Source organism: Niveispirillum sp. KHB5.9 (assembly GCF_048066115.1).
Taxonomy (GTDB): domain Bacteria; phylum Pseudomonadota; class Alphaproteobacteria; order Azospirillales; family Azospirillaceae; genus Niveispirillum.
Genome location: NZ_JBLTYX010000001.1, coordinates 305,167 through 322,298, shown reverse-complemented (window position 1 = coordinate 322,298; position 17,132 = coordinate 305,167). Strand labels below are relative to the sequence as shown.

13 protein-coding genes are annotated in these 17,132 nt (G+C 64.5%); 9 read left to right on the top strand and 4 right to left on the bottom strand.

Going from position 1 to position 17,132, the window contains the following annotated elements; translation table 11 throughout:
* Positions 1 to 99 precede the first annotated feature (99 nt).
* Entirely contained in the window at positions 100 to 2,220 is a 2,121-nt protein-coding gene (locus ACM9HJ_RS01370) for a peptidase domain-containing ABC transporter (RefSeq protein WP_416569873.1), read from the top strand.
* Positions 2,220 to 3,635, top strand: a complete 1,416-nt coding sequence (locus tag ACM9HJ_RS01365) for an HlyD family type I secretion periplasmic adaptor subunit (protein WP_416569872.1) — start codon at positions 2,220 to 2,222, stop codon at positions 3,633 to 3,635. The genes ACM9HJ_RS01370 and ACM9HJ_RS01365 overlap by 1 nt, the downstream gene beginning before the upstream one ends.
* A gap of 138 nt (positions 3,636 to 3,773) precedes the next feature.
* On the opposite strand, the gene ACM9HJ_RS01360 is transcribed toward ACM9HJ_RS01365, so the two are convergent.
* From ACM9HJ_RS01360 to ACM9HJ_RS01350, 3 genes are read right to left on the bottom strand one after another with little or no spacing between them, the layout of a single operon-like run.
* On the bottom strand, positions 3,774 to 5,624 hold the full coding sequence (locus ACM9HJ_RS01360) for a glycosyl transferase family 1 (RefSeq protein WP_416569871.1): 1,851 nt from the start codon (positions 5,622 to 5,624) through the stop codon (positions 3,774 to 3,776).
* Positions 5,625 to 5,628: 4 nt separating this feature from the next.
* Entirely contained in the window at positions 5,629 to 7,593 is a 1,965-nt protein-coding gene (locus ACM9HJ_RS01355; protein ID WP_416569870.1) for a tetratricopeptide repeat protein, read from the bottom strand.
* Between the two features lie 52 nt (positions 7,594 to 7,645).
* Complete coding sequence (locus ACM9HJ_RS01350) at positions 7,646 to 8,605, bottom strand: UDP-glucuronic acid decarboxylase family protein (RefSeq protein ID WP_416569869.1); 960 nt, start codon at positions 8,603 to 8,605, stop codon at positions 7,646 to 7,648.
* A gap of 110 nt (positions 8,606 to 8,715) precedes the next feature.
* On the opposite strand from ACM9HJ_RS01350, the gene ACM9HJ_RS01345 reads away from it, so the two are divergent.
* A complete protein-coding gene (locus tag ACM9HJ_RS01345; RefSeq protein WP_416569868.1) occupies positions 8,716 to 9,468 on the top strand; it encodes a hypothetical protein in 753 nt (250 codons plus the stop codon).
* Here the strand turns inward: ACM9HJ_RS01345 and ACM9HJ_RS01340 are convergent.
* Positions 9,402 to 10,334: a hypothetical protein gene (locus ACM9HJ_RS01340; protein ID WP_416569867.1), complete on the bottom strand. Its 933-nt coding sequence runs from the start codon at positions 10,332 to 10,334 to the stop codon at positions 9,402 to 9,404. The genes ACM9HJ_RS01345 and ACM9HJ_RS01340 overlap by 67 nt on opposite strands.
* 272 nt (positions 10,335 to 10,606) lie before the next feature.
* Between ACM9HJ_RS01340 and ACM9HJ_RS01335 the strand changes: the two genes are divergently transcribed.
* From ACM9HJ_RS01335 to ACM9HJ_RS01310, 6 genes are all read left to right on the top strand, one after another.
* Entirely contained in the window at positions 10,607 to 12,976 is a 2,370-nt protein-coding gene (locus ACM9HJ_RS01335) for a TonB-dependent receptor (RefSeq protein ID WP_416569866.1), read from the top strand.
* A gap of 147 nt (positions 12,977 to 13,123) precedes the next feature.
* On the top strand, positions 13,124 to 13,804 hold the full coding sequence (locus tag ACM9HJ_RS01330; protein ID WP_416569865.1) for a Fe2+-dependent dioxygenase: 681 nt from the start codon (positions 13,124 to 13,126) through the stop codon (positions 13,802 to 13,804).
* A gap of 444 nt (positions 13,805 to 14,248) precedes the next feature.
* The gene (locus ACM9HJ_RS01325; protein WP_416569864.1) at positions 14,249 to 14,632 is read left to right on the top strand and encodes a hypothetical protein; all 384 of its coding nucleotides are present in this window, start codon (positions 14,249 to 14,251) and stop codon (positions 14,630 to 14,632) included.
* 234 nt (positions 14,633 to 14,866) lie between these two features.
* On the top strand, positions 14,867 to 16,516 hold the full coding sequence (locus ACM9HJ_RS01320) for an alpha-glucosidase family protein (protein WP_416569863.1): 1,650 nt from the start codon (positions 14,867 to 14,869) through the stop codon (positions 16,514 to 16,516).
* 63 nt (positions 16,517 to 16,579) lie between these two features.
* Positions 16,580 to 16,825, top strand: coding sequence for a type II toxin-antitoxin system ParD family antitoxin (locus tag ACM9HJ_RS01315; RefSeq protein ID WP_416569862.1), 246 nt, complete (start codon positions 16,580 to 16,582; stop codon positions 16,823 to 16,825).
* A gap of 12 nt (positions 16,826 to 16,837) precedes the next feature.
* Positions 16,838 to 17,131, top strand: a complete 294-nt coding sequence (locus tag ACM9HJ_RS01310; RefSeq protein ID WP_416570534.1) for a type II toxin-antitoxin system RelE/ParE family toxin — start codon at positions 16,838 to 16,840, stop codon at positions 17,129 to 17,131.
* Position 17,132 lies beyond the last annotated feature (1 nt).

Below are 17,132 nucleotides of genomic sequence, written 5' to 3'. Positions count from 1 at the left end.
TGATTGACGTTTTTTGTCGTGTGGCGGCAAGAATCGCATTAGCTTCCCTGCCGCAGATGGTCCCCAACTTGCCGACGGGTGTGGCGATTGTCCCCTTACATGACTGTTTTGCGGTGCCTTTTCCTGATCGCCCTGCACCATGGCGTGCAGCTGGCGCCGGATGAGTTGCCACAGGAAACGCAGGGTGACCATACGGCCGCGGTGCTGAAAGCCATGCGGGCGGCCGGGTTGAAGGGCCGCCGCGTGCGCATGAGCTGGAAGTCCGCCGCCCAGCTGGGCGGTGCCTACCCGGCAATTGCCCCCCTGAAGGACGGCAACTGGGTAATCCTTGCCTACGCAATTCCTGCCGAGGGCGGCGGGATGCAAGCCGCCATCCTGGATCCGCGGCGTGAGGCCGAGGGCGTGCGTTTCGTGCCGGAGGCGGAGTTCCTGGCCGAATGGTCGGGCGACGTGATCATGGCCAAGCGCGTCTGGGCCCTGATGGACGAGAAGCAGCCTTTCGGCTTCCGGTGGTTCTTTCCGGAAATCCTGCGCAACGCGAAGTTCTTCCGGGGTGTTGCCGTCGCGGCCCTGATGGCCAACATCATCGGCCTGTTCATGCCGATGATGTTCCAGGTGCTGGTGGACAAGGTCATCACCCATCACAGCTACCAGACCCTGTTCGTGATCGTCATCCTATATATAGTGCTGACGCTCTTCGACGGCTTCTTCGGCTATGTGCGGCAGAACCTGATGATCCTGGCGTCGAACAAGATCGACGCCAAGCTCACCTCCCGCACCTTCAGCCACCTCCTGTCCCTGCCGCTGCATTTCTTCGAGAAGAACAGCGCCGGCGTGCTGACGCGCCATATGCAGCAGACGGAGAAGCTGCGCCATTTCCTGACCGGCCGGCTGTTCCAGGTGTTCCTGGACGCCATCACGCTGCCCGTCCTGCTGGTGCTGCTGTTCCTTTATAGCGGGCTGCTGATGGCGGTGGTGCTGGGCTTCTCCATCGCCATCGCCGCCGTCATCGGCTTCATGGTGCCCATCTTCCGCGCCCACCTGAACCGTCTTTACGAGACGGAGGCCAGCCGGCAGGCGCATCTGGTGGAAACCTTGCATTCCATGCGCGCGGTGAAGTCGCTGGTGCTGGAACAGAACAGGCAGCATTCGTGGGACCACAAGGTGGCACAGGCCGTGCGCCGCCACGCCGATGTCGGCCGCATCGGCATCCTTGGCGGGGTGCTGACGGGTGTGCTGGAGAAGCTGATGCAGATCAGCGTGCTGGCCATCGGCGCCGTACAGGTGTTCGACGGGCATCTGACACTGGGCGCCCTGATCGCCTTCAACATGCTGTCGGGCCGGGCCACGGGGCCGCTTTTGCAGATCGTGGCGCTGATCAACGAGTACCAGGAGGCGGACCTGTCGGTGCGCATGCTGGGCAATGTCATGAACAGCGAGCCGGAGCGCAGCGGCCATTCCCGTCAATCGCGCCCCCAGATCACCGGCCAGATGATCTTCGACGAGGTCACCTTCCGCTATAATCCCGGCGCCACCCCGGCGCTGAGCCGCGTTTCCTTCGATATCGAGGAGGGGCAGGTGGTGGGCGTGGTCGGCCGGTCCGGATCGGGCAAGACCACCATCACCCGCCTGATCCAGTCCATCCATCTGCCGCAGGAAGGCCTCATCAAGCTGAACGGCGTCGACCTGCGCCATATCGACCTGAACCATCTGCGCAAATCCATCGGCGTCGTGCTGCAGGACAACCTGCTGTTCCGCGGCACCATCCGTGAGAATATCGCCGCCGCCCGGCCCGATGCGCCGTTCCACGAGATATTGCAGGCCGCGCAGATGGCGGGTGCCGACGAGTTCATCGACCGGCTGCCCCAATCCTATGATACGATGGTCGAGGAGAACGCCTCCAACTTCTCCGGCGGCCAGCGCCAGCGCATCGCCATCGCCCGCGCGCTGGTCACCCAGCCGCGCCTGCTCATCTTCGATGAGGCCACCAGCGCGCTCGACCCGGACAGCGAGGCCATCGTCCAGCGCAACCTGACCCGCATCGCCCAAGGCCGCACCATGGTCATCGTCTCCCACCGGTTGTCATCGCTGGTGAAGGCCGACAAGATCATCGTGCTGGAACAGGGCAGGCTGGTCGATTGCGCGCCCCATTCCATCCTGCTGCAACGCTGCGACATCTACCGGCACCTATGGGAAACCCAGACACAGCACATCCATTGATGCGGCCCTTGCGGGACCTGCGCGAGCGCTGGCGGCGGTTTGTCGGCACGCCGGAGCCACGCCTGCCTGTCGCGCCCGAAGCCATCGAGTTCCAGACGGAACTGGAGGTCATCGTACGGGAGCCGCCGCCGCCGATCCTGGGCGCGCCGCACCTGGTTGCGGCGGGAATGCTCCTGCTCATCGCGCTCATCGCCTGCTTCGTGCAGGTCGACAAGATCGTGGTGGCGCCCGGCCGCCTGGCCACCCAGGCGCCGCCCATCCTGTTGCAGCCGATCGAGCGATCGGTCGTGCGCGAATTGCGGGTGAAGGCGGGCGACATCGTGCGCAAGGGCCAAATCCTGGCCACGCTCGATCCGACCTTCACCCGGGCGGACCGGGCCGCCCTGTCGTCACGACAGCGTTCCCTGTTCGCCCAGCTGCGGCGGCTGGAACTGGAAGCGGCGGGCAAGCCGGTGCCGGACGACATGACGGCCGACAGCGATCCCGACATGGCGCTGCAGAGCAACCTGATGCGCCAGCGCCAGGCGCAATACGGGTCCAAGCTGGCCAGTTTCGACGGAGACATCGCCAGCCTGGAGGCATCGCTGCGCTCCACCGGCGACGACCAGAAATCACTGACCGAACAGCTTGTCGTCTATCGCGACGTGGAGAGTGTGCGCAGCCAGCTCTACAAGGCGCAGACAGGCTCCCGCCTGCAATTGCTGGAAGCCCAGGCCGCCCGCATGGAGACCGAACGGTCCTTGCAGACCATGGCCAACCGCCTCCAGGAGCTACGCGCCACCCTGGCGGCGAAGCGGGCGGAACGGCAGAACTTCATCGATGACTGGCACCGCCAGCTTCTGGAGCAACTGGTCGAAACACGCCAGCTGGCCAGCCAGGTCGACGAGGAACTGGCCAAGGCCGTCCGCCGCAACGATCTGGTGGAACTGGCGGCCCCAGTCGATGCCGTCGTGCAGGAGGTTGCGCGCCTGTCCCCCGGCTCCGTGGCACGCGAGGCGGAGGCACTGCTGACCCTGATCGCGCTGGAGACGCCGCTGCTGGCTGAGGTGACCATCAGTTCGGCCGATATCGGCTATGTGAAGGCCGGCGATCAGGTGGAGGTGAAGGTCGATCCCTTCCCCTTCCAGCGCCATGGCATGCTGAAGGGAAGGCTGCGCTCCGTCAGCCAGGAAAGCTTCGCGCCCGGCACGCTGGAACAATCCGACGCGTTGCGCGTGCCCGTGGTGGCCGCCAGCTATATCCACCGCGCCCAGGTGGACCTGCTCTCCATGCATCTGGACCGCATGCCGGAAGGGGCCATGCTGACGGCCGGCATGTCGGTGCAGGCGGAGATCAAGGTCGGCAGCCGCAGCCTGATGTCCTATTTCCTCTACCCGATCCTGCGGGGCCTGGACGAGTCCCTGCGCGAACCGTGACGCGTGTACCGCATCCAGTGGTGTTTTCGTGTTCCCTCAGACGCCGGGCGCCACCATCCGGTGGCTTGGCTTACGCGGCACGAGCCGCGCGGCGGCGGTCGCCGCCGTAACAACGGTCATAAATCATGACCGTTGTCATCATTTCCGCCGGATCGCCACCTTCTCCAGCGTTTCCTCGAACGCCTTCGCGAAGGCACGGGTATCGCCCAGCGTGGCCAGCCAGCGTTCGGGGGTCGTGCGCGCCCGGATGCCGGCATGGTAGGCGGGATCACCGGCATGGCGCAGGGCCTGCTCCACAAAGCTCGCGCGATCCCGGGTGATCAGTTCCGGCAACCCCATGGCCCGCAGCAGGCTGCCCGCCATGCGGGCGGCGAAGGTTTCACCCGACAGCGTCAGCAGCGGCAGCCCCATGCGCAACGCATCGCTGGCGATGGTGCCCGCATTATAAGGTGTGGTGTCCAGGAACAGGTCGGCAAGCGCCAGACGGGCCCGGTAATGGCTGGGCTCCACCCGGCGGGCAGGGATCAGGCGTCCGGGGTCGACCCCTTGCTCCACCGCGCGCGCACACATGTTGGCCGCGGCCCATTCATTGTCGGCCAGCAGCCACAGGACGGAACCCGGCGCCCGGCGCAGGATCTCCATCCAGGCGTCGAACATCGTCTCGGTGATCTTGTAGGCGTTGGAGAAGCAGCAGAAGACGAACCCGCCTTCCGGCAACCCTTCCGCCGCGCGGCTGACCGGGGGCAGGGGAACGGGGCGGCTGTCATTGGCCTGGTAGACACCGGGAATATAGAGCGGGCGCGGCCAATATTCCCCGGCCAGGTGCGGCGGAATAGCGTGCTCGTCGGTCAGGATATAGTCCAGTTCCGGTACGGGCACCGGGCCGATGAAGCCCAGATAGGTTGCCTGCACCGGTGCCGGCTTCCAGCGCAGCACGCCCAGCCGCTCCCCCGCCGTCACCCCGTTCAGGTCGATCAGGATGTCGATCTCGTCGGCGCGGATCAGGCGGGCCACGCTCTCATCGTCCAGGTCGCGCACCAGCCGGCGCTGGTCCAGCGCCGCCAGGACGCGGGCGCGCACATCGCTGCCATCCTCGGGACTGGAACAATAGCCATAGATCTCCACCCGCGAACGGTCGTGCCGCTCCAGCAGTTCCGCCATCAGGTAACTCATCGGATGGCGGCAGAAATCGGAGGAGACATAGCCGATGCGCAGCCTGTCATGCGCATAGCCCTCGGCCGGGGCCAGCCGGACCGTGGGGGCCGGCGCCTTGGCCAGCCGACGCTCCAGCCAGGCGGCCACGGCCTGACGCTGCCCCGCAACCGTGTCGATCAATGACAAGGTGGCCAGCGCCCCGGACTGCGCCCGCAGCGCATCGGGCGTGCGGCCGGGCACGGGCGGGCCGAAGACGGGCCAGGCACAAATATTCTGCCGCGTGAAAGCCCAGTGCTGCACCACGTCGGGCTGGTCGCCATCGACCAGCAGGCTGCGGTAATAACACTGCTCCGCCTCGGCCAGCCGGCGCTGTGCCTCCAGCACGCGGCCGCGCTGGTTCAGCAGGGTGATGCGGGCCTCATCCTCTTGCAAGGCGCTGGCCAGGATGCCGGCGGCGGCGTTGCGATCGCCCGTCGCCTCGTGCAGGTTGGCCAGATTGACGGCGGCCTGCCACAGGTCGGGTCGCAGCAGCAGGGCATTCTGATAGGCCGTGGCGGCATCGGCCGGCCGGTCGATCCGGCCCAGTTCCACGCCCAGGTTGAACCAGATCAGCCCGGCGCCCGGCGTGCCGGCCCCCTGCACCTGCAACCAGGAACTCAGCATCTCCGCCAGCCACAGGCGGTTGGGAACCTCCCCGGCCCGCGCCGGCAGCGACAGGATGTCGGGCAGCGTTACGCTCTGCATCCATTCCCGCCACCGCACCGCCCGCTCCGCCTGTGGCGGGTCGGCCGTCGCGGCGCGCAGGTCTGCGATCAGCAGGTCGATGGCGCGCATGGCTTCACTCCGGCTTCGGCCAGAGGCGCGGGTCGTGGGGCAGCGGCGTCAATGCATGCCGCCGGGCCAGCCGCTCCCGATAGCGTTCCTCATAATCGGGCAGGAAGCCGAATTCCTCCGCATCATGGTCGAAGGTGCTGCCCATCTCCAGATAGGTGTCCAGGTTGGTGAGATCGGGCACCGGCAGCTTGCCGGCCTCCCATTCCGCCCAGACCTGATCGAACAGATCCTCCATGGAACGCGTGAACAGGTCGGTGTCGAACAGCACGGACCGGTCGCGCTGCTCCAGCAGCTTCTGCTTCAAAGCCTTCAGCGTTGGACGGTCCTTGCCCAGCCGCACGGCCTTTTCCACATATTCGCGGGGATCGAGGCAGACGAGTTCGGGCACGCCGGCGGCCATCGCCAGGCTGGCGCAGACGCGGCTGTGGAAGGTGCGTCCCGGCACGGTCAGAACCGGAACACCGGCCCACAAAGCGTCCGAGGCCGTCGTGTGCGCACCATAGGGCGAATTGTCCAGGAACAGGTCGGCCAGCGGATAGCGGGCCATATGGTCGGCATTCATGGCATAGGGCGCGAAGATGATGCGCGATGAATCGACCCCCGCCTCCGCCATCAACGCCAGGAAGCGCGCGTCGGATTCCTTGCCGGCCTGCAATATCCAGAAGACGCTGTTCTCCACCCGCCGCAGGATCTCCGCCCAGCGCAACAGGGTGAAACGCGTCAGCTTCTGCATGCCGTTGAAGCAGCAGAAGACCGTGGCATCCTCCGGCAACCCGTGATCGGCGCGGGTGGGCACGTTGGGCGAGGCGGTGCGCTTGCGATCGTTGGGCTGATAGCAGGGCAAGCGCAGCACCCGCTCACTGTAATATTTCTCCGACCCGGGGGGGATGATCACCTCGTCGGCGATGATGTAATGGTGATAGGGGCTGCCCATGCTACCGGGGAAGCCCAGCCAGTTGATGATGATCGGGGCCGGCCGCATGGCCAGCATCTTGGTCCTGGCATCCTTGGTGTGACCGTTGATGTCGACCAGGATGTCGATCCCCAGTTCCTCGATCAGCTCCGCGGCCCGGGCATCCTCCATGTTGTTGATGTCGATCCAGTGGTCGACGCTGCCGCGGATGCGCAGCATGGTCGGGTCCTCCATCTGGAATCCGCAGAAGAAAGCGAAGACCTCCACCCTGGACCGGTCGTGCAGGGCGAACATTTCCGACGTCAGATAGCCGATGGCATGGCCGCGCAGGTCGGAGGAGACGTAGCCGATGCGCAGCCGTCCGTCGGATTGGCGGCGGCGGCCCTTGAAATCGGCGCTGGTCTTGAACCGTTCCGGCCAGCCCACATCGCGCCGGCTGTAATTATAGGCGTTGGCCAGGGCCAGCATGGGATCGTCGGTGTAATAGGCCAGCGTCAGCGGGGCCATGGTGGCCACCACCTGCTGGGCCGTGACGGGGCCGACGGCTTGCGGTACCGGCCATTTGCACAGGCGCTGACGGGCATTGGCCCAGTGCTGCATCTCCTCGCGCTGGTGCGGCGCCACGTCCAGCGACAGGCGGAGCATTTCCTCCGCCTCCGCGGCCTGCTGGCGCTGGCCCAGAACACGGGCCAGCTGCTTCAGCGCGGTGGTCTTGTAGTTGATGTTGTCGGCGCTGATACTGGCCATCTGGTTGATGGCCTGGCGCCAGTAATCGATGGCCATATCCATCTGGCCCATCCGCTCCAGCGCGGTGCCCAGGGAGATGACGGCCGGCATGAAGTCCGGCCGCAGACGCATGGCCTCGTTGAAGGCGGCCAGCGCCAGATAGATTTCATCCGTCTGAAGCAGGAGGGTGCCCAGGTTGAACTGCACGGCGTGCATGTTCGGATCGGCGGAATTGGCCGCGATCCAGTCCCGGTAAAAGGCGATCGCCCCCTGCCGGTCTCCACGAAGGTCAAGGGCTTGGGCGGCGGTGAACAGCTCAAGGATATTCATGGCTTGGAACACGGGGCTTCCAGGTCGGGGAGGGGCAGGGAAGGGGGCGTGATCAGTCGACCGCCACCCCCAGCTGGTCGGCGAAATAGGCGATGGTGCGCTTCAGCCCTTCCTCCAGCTGGATGGTGGGCTGCCAGCCCAGCGTCGCCTTGGCCTTGCTGATATCGGGGCAGCGCTGCAGCGGGTCGTCCTGGGGCAGCGGCTTCACCACGAATTCCGACTTGGCACCCGTCAGGCGCACCACGTTCTCCGCCAGCTGCCGGATGGTGTATTCGCCGGGATTGCCGATATTGATGGGGCCCGTCACCTCGTCCGGGGCGGCCATCAGGCGGATGAACCCCTCGATCAGGTCGTCGACATAGCAGAAGGACCGGGTCTGGGTGCCCTCGCCATAGATGGTGATGGGCTGGCCCTGCAATGCCTGGACGATGAAGTTCGACACCACGCGCCCGTCATTGGGATGCATGCGCGGGCCGTAGGTGTTGAAGATACGGGCCACGCGGATATTCACGCCGCTCTGGCGGTGATAGTCGAAGAACAGCGTCTCCGCGCAGCGCTTACCCTCGTCATAACAGGCGCGGGGCCCGATCGGGTTGACGTTGCCGCGGTAATCCTCGGTCTGCGGATGCACGGTCGGGTCGCCATAGACCTCCGACGTGCTGGCCTGGAAGATCTTGGCCTTGGTCCGCTTGGCCAGCCCCAGCAGGTTGATGGCGCCATGCACGGACGTCTTCGTCGTCTGCACGGGATTGAACTGGTAATGGATGGGCGAGGCCGGGCAGGCCAGATTGTAGATCTCGTCCACCTCCACGAACAGCGGGAAGGTGACGTCGTGCCGCATGACCTCGAAATAGGGGTTGGTCAGCAGGTGACGGATATTCTCGCGCGAGCCGGTGAAGAAATTGTCGACGCACAGCACCTCGTGCCCGTCGCCCAGCAACCGTTCGCACAGATGCGATCCGAGGAAACCAGCGCCACCGGCGACCAGAACCCGCTTGCGTGCCCGCTTCATGTTTTTCCTTCTTGGCCGTTCGCAAAGGCCGCGGCCAATGGCGGGCCTTTCATGATGGACGTTGCTCATCTATAACCCGGCAGGGGGGGGACATGCCAAGCGGAAGCGACGTGGAGTCCCCGCTTTCGCCCATTTCCCGACCCGATCCCAAGGAACAGCCGGTGGCCCGTACCCTTCGTCACTACATCGCGTTGGCCGGCCTGCTTGCCCTGGCGGCCTGCGGCGGCGGCACGCCGCCGCCCGTACCGGTGGCGACGGCCCCGGTCCCGGCCGATCCGGAGCTGGTTTTCTGGGAAAGCGTGCGCGACAGCAAGGACCCGGCGGAATTCTATGCCTATCTCCATGCCTATCCGGCCGGGCGTTTCTCCTCCCTGGCGCGAATCCGCATCGAGGCGCTGACGCCCAAGCCGGCCAAGGAAACACCGGCCCCGGCCCGGCCGAAGCCGGCGCCGTCAAAGACGCAAGTGCCCCCGCCCAGCCACCAGCAGGGCGAGCTCACCATCGCCGAGGCGCCGGCCCCGCCGGTGAACTGGGCCAAGATCGACGATGTCTCGGGCCGGGCCGGGCCGCTGCTGCGCAGCCAGATCATGGATTGCTGGGAACCGCCGCCGCTGCCGCGCGGTGCCGGCAGTTTCCGTGCGGAAATCGGCGTCTATCACGATCCGGCCACGGGCCAGGTGCGCGCCGCCGCCTTCCTGGGCGGCAACAAGGCGATGGAGGACGCCACCTTCGCCCGCTTCGTCAACAGCGCGCTGGCCGCCCCGATGGCGCCTGGCTGCCGCACCCTGGACCTGCGTCAGGGCGGGGTGGGAGAGGGGGCGACGGGGCTGGTCCTGCTGTTCGCGTTGGACAGCCCGCCCTGAGCCGCGTTCTGCTGCATGCGCACATAGTCGCTTACCCGCGCATCGCTCCAGGCGGTATCCTTGTGGCACCCGGCCTCGCGCGCGGCGATGCACGCATCGACCGCCGCCTGGCGTCCATCCAATCCGGGGGCGAGGCGCAGGTCCGGTGCCAGCCGCGGCTCGACCGCGGCGATCAGGCCTGGCGGCGGCGGCGGGCCGGAAGCCAGCCATTCCTGCGCATCCCGGAAAGCATTGCGCATCATCAGGCCGATCATGTAGCCCGACGCGGACTCAAACACCACGGTACCCTTGGGCGTCACGGTGATCACCGGCACCAGGGGTGCCAGGGAAGGGATCACATGGTTGGCGAAAACCCGGGCCTTCCAATAGGCCTGGGCGATTTCCACAAAATGCGGAATATCGCGGATCGCCTCAAGCCCCGCTTCCTCGATCGGCAGGATTTCGACCTTCGGTTTGGTCACCGTCACCGTATCGTTGGACACATCGACATAGAGGCTGCCGAACTGTGTGGCGTTCTGGAAATAACAGCCGCGCAGCGCTCCCCAGATGGGTCGATACACGCCGCCGCCGCGGATGAAGGCGCTTATGGCCCTTTCCGCCCGTGACTGCGGGTTCCGCAGCCGTTGCAGCAGGTGCTGGCGTACGGCATTGGAAATCTCACGGCAGCAGCCCAGCGGATAGAGCTTGCCCTCCCGTTCCGGATACAGCCGCCGCAGCCCCTCATCCAGATCCAGCCGGATGCCCATGAGCAGATCGAAAATCTCGTCCTGCACAGGCAGAAGGAAGCGGGCGCTCAGTGCCTTTTGTACCCGGGTGACGGGGGCCGGCTCAAACGGAAGCAGGATATCGGCGGAGACGCGGGCCATCGGGAGCATTAACCATAAACTTTAGGCTGTATTACAAACGTACATATACCCCCGCGCCTGTTGGGACGCAACAGGCGCCCCGCCATGTCACAGCCGCATGGCGTTCACGTATGCACCGCATGGATTTCGGCTCCTCATTGTTTGCGAATGCGAACGCCTCTCAACTATAGTCCGCGCAACGGGATCCGGGTGATGGCAGGGGGCCATTGCCAATTAATAAAGCGAATAAGAATCATTGGCGTATTTCTGCGCCGCGAGAGAGGTAAAGACACATGGAAGAGAAGAATAATTCCCAGGTGGCCCGCGGCCGCATGGCCCTGATGGCTGCGCTGTCGGTAGGTGTGGCCGCTTCGGCGCTGCCCGCCATGGCCCAGCAGGCCAGCGGCTCCGCCACGAAAGAGGGTGAGAAGAAGGCCGTCGTGCTGCCCACGCTGGGCGTGGAAGGCCAGGCCGTGGCCCCGACCAACAAGCCCGAACAGGCCGCCTCGCCGAAATATACCGCCCCGCTGCGCGACACGCCGCAGACCATCACGGTCGTGCCGGCCGCCGTCATCCAGGAACAGAACCTGCTGAACCTGCGCGACATCCTGACGACCGTGCCGGGCATCACCTTCGGCGCCGGCGAAGGCGGCGGCGGCTATGGCGACAGCATCAACCTGCGTGGCTATTCGGCCAATTCCGACATCGCCATCGATGGCATCCGCGACAGCGCCCAGTATGTGCGCTCCGACAGCTTCAACCTGGAGCAGCTGGAAGTCACCAATGGCGCGAACTCCGTCTATGCGGGTTCCGGTTCGGTCGGCGGCTCCATCAACCTGGTCTCCAAGGCGGCCAAGGATGATGTGTTCACCCGCGCCAGCGCCGGTATCGGTACCGACGCCTATTACCGCGCCACGGTGGATAGCAACCAGAAGATCGGCGACGACATCGCCATCCGCCTGAACGCCATGGGCCACAAGAACGACGCCGCCGGCCGCGACGTGGAAAAGGCCGAACGCTGGGGTTTCGCCCCGTCGGTGGTGTTCGGCCTGAACAGCGACACCAAGGTCACGCTGTCCTACCATCACCAGCATGACGACAATATCCCGCAATATGGCGTGCCCTATTACCTGACCGCGACCTATGACGGCATGCTGCCGGGCGTCGATCGCTCGAACTATTACGGCTACGCCAATGTCGACACCCAGAAGAGCGATGTCGATATCGTCACCGCCAAGATCGAGCACAGCTTCACCGACAAGCTGTCGGTCCAGAACCTGACCCGCTGGCAGCGCGTGACCCAGCTGTCGATCGCCAGCCCGCCGCAGGGCCTGTGGTGCGTGGATGACGGCTCGGCCACCGGCCATACGCCGACCGGCGGTGCGTGCACCATCGCCGCCTCCACCAACCCGGTGAAGCCGGCCACGACCGTGCCGAAGGGCTTCTTCGCGCCGTTCTCCGTCAGCTCCGGCGCGCTGGGCACCGGCCCGCGCGGTACCACACGCGACAGCCGCAACAGCATGCTGTTCAACCAGACCGACCTGAAGGCCAGCATCGATACGGGCGGCATTACCCATAACCTGACCGTCGGCGCCGCCATCTTCAGCGAGAAGTACCATCTGGACAGCGGCAATTCGCTGCGCAATGCCAATGGCACGGTGCCCGCCGACATCCCGCTGATCAATATCGCCGATCCGAACAATATCTGGAACGGCCCGGTCAATTTCATCAAGACCGGCACCCAGGACGGCACGCTGGAGAACCAAGCCGTCTATGCGTTCGACCAGATCAAGCTGAACGAGCAGTTCGAGCTGAATGGCGGTGTCCGCTGGGAACATAACAAGGGCGACTACACCACCGGCACCTACACCAACGGCACCTTCACCTCGCAGGGTCAGCTGTTCGAGAACCAGGACAACCTGTTCTCCTATCGCGTCGGCGCCGTCTACAAGCCGGCCCAGAACGGCAGCATCTATGTCGCCTATGGCAATTCCAAGACCCCGTCCAAGACGGGCGTCAACGGTTCCTGCACGGCAATCACCTGCAATGTCGATCCGGAAACGGCGATCAATTACGAAATCGGCACCAAGTGGGACCTGCTGGAGAACCAGCTGTCGGTGACCGCCGCCCTGTTCCGCAACGAGCGCCAGAACTACAAGGTGCCCTCGGCCGATCCGCTGATCCCGGAAAACCAGCTGAAGGGCAAGAGCCGTGTCGATGGCGTCTCGCTGGGCGTCGCCGGCACGATCACCGAGGAATGGCGCGTCTTCGCCAACTACACCTATCTGGACAGCGAAGTGCTGCAAAATGCTGACGATGGCGCCGCCAGCGATCCGCAGAAGGGCAATCCGCTGACCAGCGTCATGAAGCATTCCGGCAGCCTGTGGACCACCTATGACCTGCCGATCGGGCTGCAACTGGGTTACGGCGCCACCTATTTCGGCGAGATGTACCTGAACAACGCCGCCCCGCCGCTGTTCAAGATGCCGGACTTCTGGGTGCATCGCGCCTCCGCGTCCTACTGGCTGACGGATGAGCTGCAGGTGCAGCTGAACGTCAACAACCTGTTCGACAAGAAGTATTTCCAGCGCGTCCGCAACAATGGCTGGGCCACCCCGGGCGATGCCCGCAATGCCACGCTGACGGTGAACTACACGTTCTGATCCTTTCGGGTTCAGACGTGGCAGGGAAGGGGCGGCTGGCGACGGCCGCCCCTTTCTCATGGCGGGCTTGATGCAAATCAGAGTGGCTCGCAATCCTTGATGCTATAGGCTGCACATACGCAGCCTTCATGCCAGGAACCTTGCATCATGATGATCAGCATTCCCGATGTCCTGACCCCGGACCAGGTGCGGCAGTGCCGCCAGGCGCTGGGCGCGGCCGAATGGATCGACGGCAAGGTCACGACCGGGTTCCAGTCCGGCAAGGTCAAGGATAATAGCCAATTGCCGGAAGGCCATCCGGTGGCCCAGCAGGTAGGGCAGGTGATCCTGGACGCGCTGTCGAAGAACCTGCTGTTCATGTCGGCGGCCCTGCCGGCCAAGGTCTATCCACCGATGTTCAACCGCTATGCCGGTGGTCAGCATTTCGGCGCCCATGTCGACAATGCCGTGCGCCAGGCACCGTTCGGCGGCCCGCGCATCCGCACCGACCTTTCCTGCACCCTGTTCTTCAGCCAGCCGGATGAATATGAGGGCGGGGAACTGGTGGTGGAGGACCTGTACGGCCACCATGCGGTGAAGCTGCCGGCCGGGCATATGGTACTCTATCCCAGCTCCAGCCTGCACCATGTCCGCCCGGTGACGGCGGGGGCACGCGTCAGCTCATTCTTCTGGCTGCAAAGTATGATCCGCGACGATGGCGAGCGCCGGACCCTGTTCGACATGGACATGGCCATCCTGTCGCTGAACAAGGATATGCCGGACCATCCGGGCATCCTGTCACTGACCAACACCTATCACAATCTGCTGCGCCGCTGGGTGGAGGTGTAAGGGTGCGGGCAGCCTGTTACAGCGTCGCCTTGAAGCGGCATATATGATCGATAATTTACATTATGGAAACTATATGTACCGGAATTACACGACATCGCATCCGATGCGTCGGCACGGTGCATCGACGGCATCGTATCCGGATACCTTCATCCACCACATGGATATCATTGAATCTTCTTCTGGAACCTGGGAAGCCCGCGCCCCCAGGCATCTGGATATGCCTCTGAAAGGCCCCAAACGCATGCGCAAAATGCATGTCAGCAAATCATGTTAGCGGTGTCAGTTAACGATAATTTCCTCTTCCGCTGCGGCGCAGCGTCTTTATACTGCAATGCACAAGAACACGGTAACGGCATCGACCGGAGCCATTTGAAGGGAGCGAACGTACAAGGCCCGAAATGTCGGTGGCATCCCGCCTCCGCTTCCAGCTTTGTGAGTATCGCTATGAAGAAGCTCTATTCCGCTCTGATCCTTTCCGCCCTGGCCCTGCTCGCTGCTGGCCAGTCCCAGGCTGCCCACCCCGCGCTGAAGCGCATCTGCGGTGAGGCCCCGGCCAGCCCCGAACTGGTGGCCGGCAAGTCCGCCACCGAGGCTTCCATGCGTCAGGTCGCCGGCTCCGTCCGCGGTTATGCCGACCAGTCGCTGGATTACCTGTCCTGCCTGGACAGCCAGCCGGCCTCCTCTTCCTACATGGCGCAGCCGTCCTTCCGGGCCCAGTTGGCTGCCTATCGCGATCAGGTTGCCGACCGTCTGGAAGCGACCGTGAATGCCTACAATGCCGAACTGCGCGACTTCAAGGCCCAGCAGGCCCAGGTCGCCCAGAAGTAATCCTACCAGTTATTGGTTCTGGCGAAGGGGCGGGTGGCGACACCCGCCCTTTTCGTTTTCCGGCCCCCGCGAACTCCCCGGACCGGCCCTTCCCCACCGCCCCCCAACGGTAAATACGTATGCGTCGCAGCGCAGCATACCGACGCATACGTATGTGGCCCATACCCGTCCGCCGCCACCAAAACTAGGATAGGGCCAGAAAACAAGCGTCGGGTATCAGGGGGGAGCCTGAACATGGGTATGATGGCGGAGACGGGTCTGAAGGCCGATGGAACGGCCGGGCCCGACCAGGGTGCCACGCGCCCCTGGTGGCAGGGCGCCGTCATCTATCAGGTCTATCCGCGCAGCTTCGCCGACAGCAATGGCGATGGTATCGGTGATCTGCGGGGCCTGCTGGCGCACCTGGACCATGTCGCGTCGCTGGGCGCCGACGCCATCTGGATATCACCCTTCTTCAAGTCGCCCATGGATGATTTCGGATACGATATATCCGATCATTGCGATATCGATCCGATTTTCGGCACCATGGCCGATTGCGATGCCGTCATCGCGCGGGCCCATGAGTTGGGCCTGAAACTGATCATCGACCAGGTCTATTCCCATACATCGATCGAGCATCGCTGGTTCCAGGAAAGCCGACGCGATCGCGCCAACCCCAAGGCCGACTGGTATGTCTGGCACGATGCCAAGCCGGACGGCACGCCGCCCAACAATTGGCAATCCGTGTTCGGCGGGCCGGGCTGGACCTGGGACGCGCGGCGGCGGCAATATTACATGCATAATTTCCTGTCCAGCCAGCCGGACCTGAACCTGCACAATCCGGAAGTGCAGGAAGCGATCAAGGACGTGGCGCGCTTCTGGATGGATCGGGGCGTGGACGGGTTGCGCGTCGATGCCGCCAATTTCTTCATGCATGACCGCCAGTTCCGCGACAATCCCATCAACCGGGAAGCCACGGCACCCAAGCGTCCCTACGAATTCCAAAGCCAGATCCACAATATCTCCCAGCCGGAGAATCTGGGTTTCATCGAGGATCTGCGCCGCCTGCTGGACAGTTACCCCGACCGCTTCATGGTAGCGGAAATGGGCGAGGCGCCGTTCGACATGGTGGCGGACTATACGCTGCCGGGCAAACGCTGCCATTCCGCCTATAATTTCTCCTTCCTCTATCACAAGCGCCTGGATGCCGGCGTGCCGCGCCGGATCATCGGTGGCTGGAACCAGGCGGCCGGCGGGGCCTGGCCTTCCTGGACCTTCTCCAACCATGACGCGCCGCGCGCCCTGTCGCGCTGGGGCGGCGATGTGCCACCGCCGGCCCTGGCGCGCTGCCTGAACACCCTGCTGGTGTCCCTGCCCGGTTCCGTCTTCCTTTATTACGGGGAGGAACTGGGCCTGCCGCAGGCACGCGTGGCGTTCGAGGATCTGGTGGACCCCGAAGCCATCGCCAACTGGCCGCACACGCTGGGCCGTGACGGGGCGCGCACGCCCATGCCCTGGGCCAAGGACGCCCCCAATGGTGGTTTCTCCAGTGCCAAGCCCTGGCTGCCCGTGGACCAGCGCCACCTGCCGCTGGCCGTGGATGTGCAATCGGCCGATCCCGACAGCACCTTGTCGGTGACCCGCCGCCTGCTGGCCCGCCGCCGGGCGGAACCGGCCCTACGCTGGGGTGATATCCGCTTCCGCCCCCCCGCCGATCCGGTCCTGGCGTTCGAGCGCACGCATGCGGCCGGTGACCTGCTGGTGGTGGTGAACCTGTCGGGCGAGACGGCGGCGCACGGGGTGGGTGATTCGGCCGACTGGGTGGTGGCGGAAGCCGTAAACGGCGCCGACCTGTCGGGCACCACCCTGCCCCCCTATGGCGCGCTCATCGCCCGGCGGGGCTGAAGCCGATAACAATCTTTGCGCATTTTATGTTATGATGCCCATCATGCTTCCATGGAGAGCATCATGAACGTGTCGATCGGCCGCCGCTGGGAAGAATTTGTCGATGATGCCGTGAAGAACGGCCGCTACGGCTCCGCCAGTGAAGTCATCCGCGAAGGGTTACGTCTTGTCGAAGAGCGCGAGGTCAAGCTGCAGGCCCTGCGCGATACGTTGAACGCGTCGATCGAGCAGGGCGGCTTCGGCACTTCCGAAGACCTGATGCATGAATTGTCCGACACCGCAGCGGAACTGGAGCGCGAAGGATACTGACCCGGGCGGACACTGGTCTATACCGCCGCTGCCCGTCGTGATGTGTCGGACATCCTCCGCTATATCACCCATGAGAGCCGTCACCCTCCGACCGCCTGGCAGTTCGTTGAAGCAATCGACCAGCATTGCCGCAAGCTGGCCGCCCTTCCCGGCACGTTGGGCCGCGCCCGCCCTGAACTGCGCCCCGACATACGCAGCACACCCTTTCGCGGCTATATCATCTTCTTCCGCTATGCGGAGGACCGGCTGGAAGTGATCAATATCCTGAATGCGCACAAGGATATCGCGGCACATTTCCAGGAATGAG

What these genes read in the sequence shown, in the direction of transcription:
- ACM9HJ_RS01355 (WP_416569870.1), bottom strand. Translation starts at nt 7,593, where the DNA reads ATGAATATCCTTGAGCTGTTCACCGCCGCCCAAGCCCTTGACCTTCGT.
- ACM9HJ_RS01335 (WP_416569866.1), top strand. Translation starts at nt 10,607, where the DNA reads ATGGAAGAGAAGAATAATTCCCAGGTGGCCCGCGGCCGCATGGCCCTG.
- ACM9HJ_RS01315 (WP_416569862.1), top strand. Translation starts at nt 16,580, where the DNA reads ATGAACGTGTCGATCGGCCGCCGCTGGGAAGAATTTGTCGATGATGCC.
- ACM9HJ_RS01370 (WP_416569873.1), top strand. Translation starts at nt 100, where the DNA reads ATGACTGTTTTGCGGTGCCTTTTCCTGATCGCCCTGCACCATGGCGTG.
- ACM9HJ_RS01325 (WP_416569864.1), top strand. Translation starts at nt 14,249, where the DNA reads ATGAAGAAGCTCTATTCCGCTCTGATCCTTTCCGCCCTGGCCCTGCTC.
- ACM9HJ_RS01365 (WP_416569872.1), top strand. Translation starts at nt 2,220, where the DNA reads ATGCGGCCCTTGCGGGACCTGCGCGAGCGCTGGCGGCGGTTTGTCGGC.
- ACM9HJ_RS01340 (WP_416569867.1), bottom strand. Translation starts at nt 10,334, where the DNA reads ATGGCCCGCGTCTCCGCCGATATCCTGCTTCCGTTTGAGCCGGCCCCC.
- ACM9HJ_RS01320 (WP_416569863.1), top strand. Translation starts at nt 14,867, where the DNA reads ATGGGTATGATGGCGGAGACGGGTCTGAAGGCCGATGGAACGGCCGGG.
- ACM9HJ_RS01360 (WP_416569871.1), bottom strand. Translation starts at nt 5,624, where the DNA reads ATGCGCGCCATCGACCTGCTGATCGCAGACCTGCGCGCCGCGACGGCC.
- ACM9HJ_RS01330 (WP_416569865.1), top strand. Translation starts at nt 13,124, where the DNA reads ATGATGATCAGCATTCCCGATGTCCTGACCCCGGACCAGGTGCGGCAG.
- ACM9HJ_RS01350 (WP_416569869.1), bottom strand. Translation starts at nt 8,605, where the DNA reads ATGAAGCGGGCACGCAAGCGGGTTCTGGTCGCCGGTGGCGCTGGTTTC.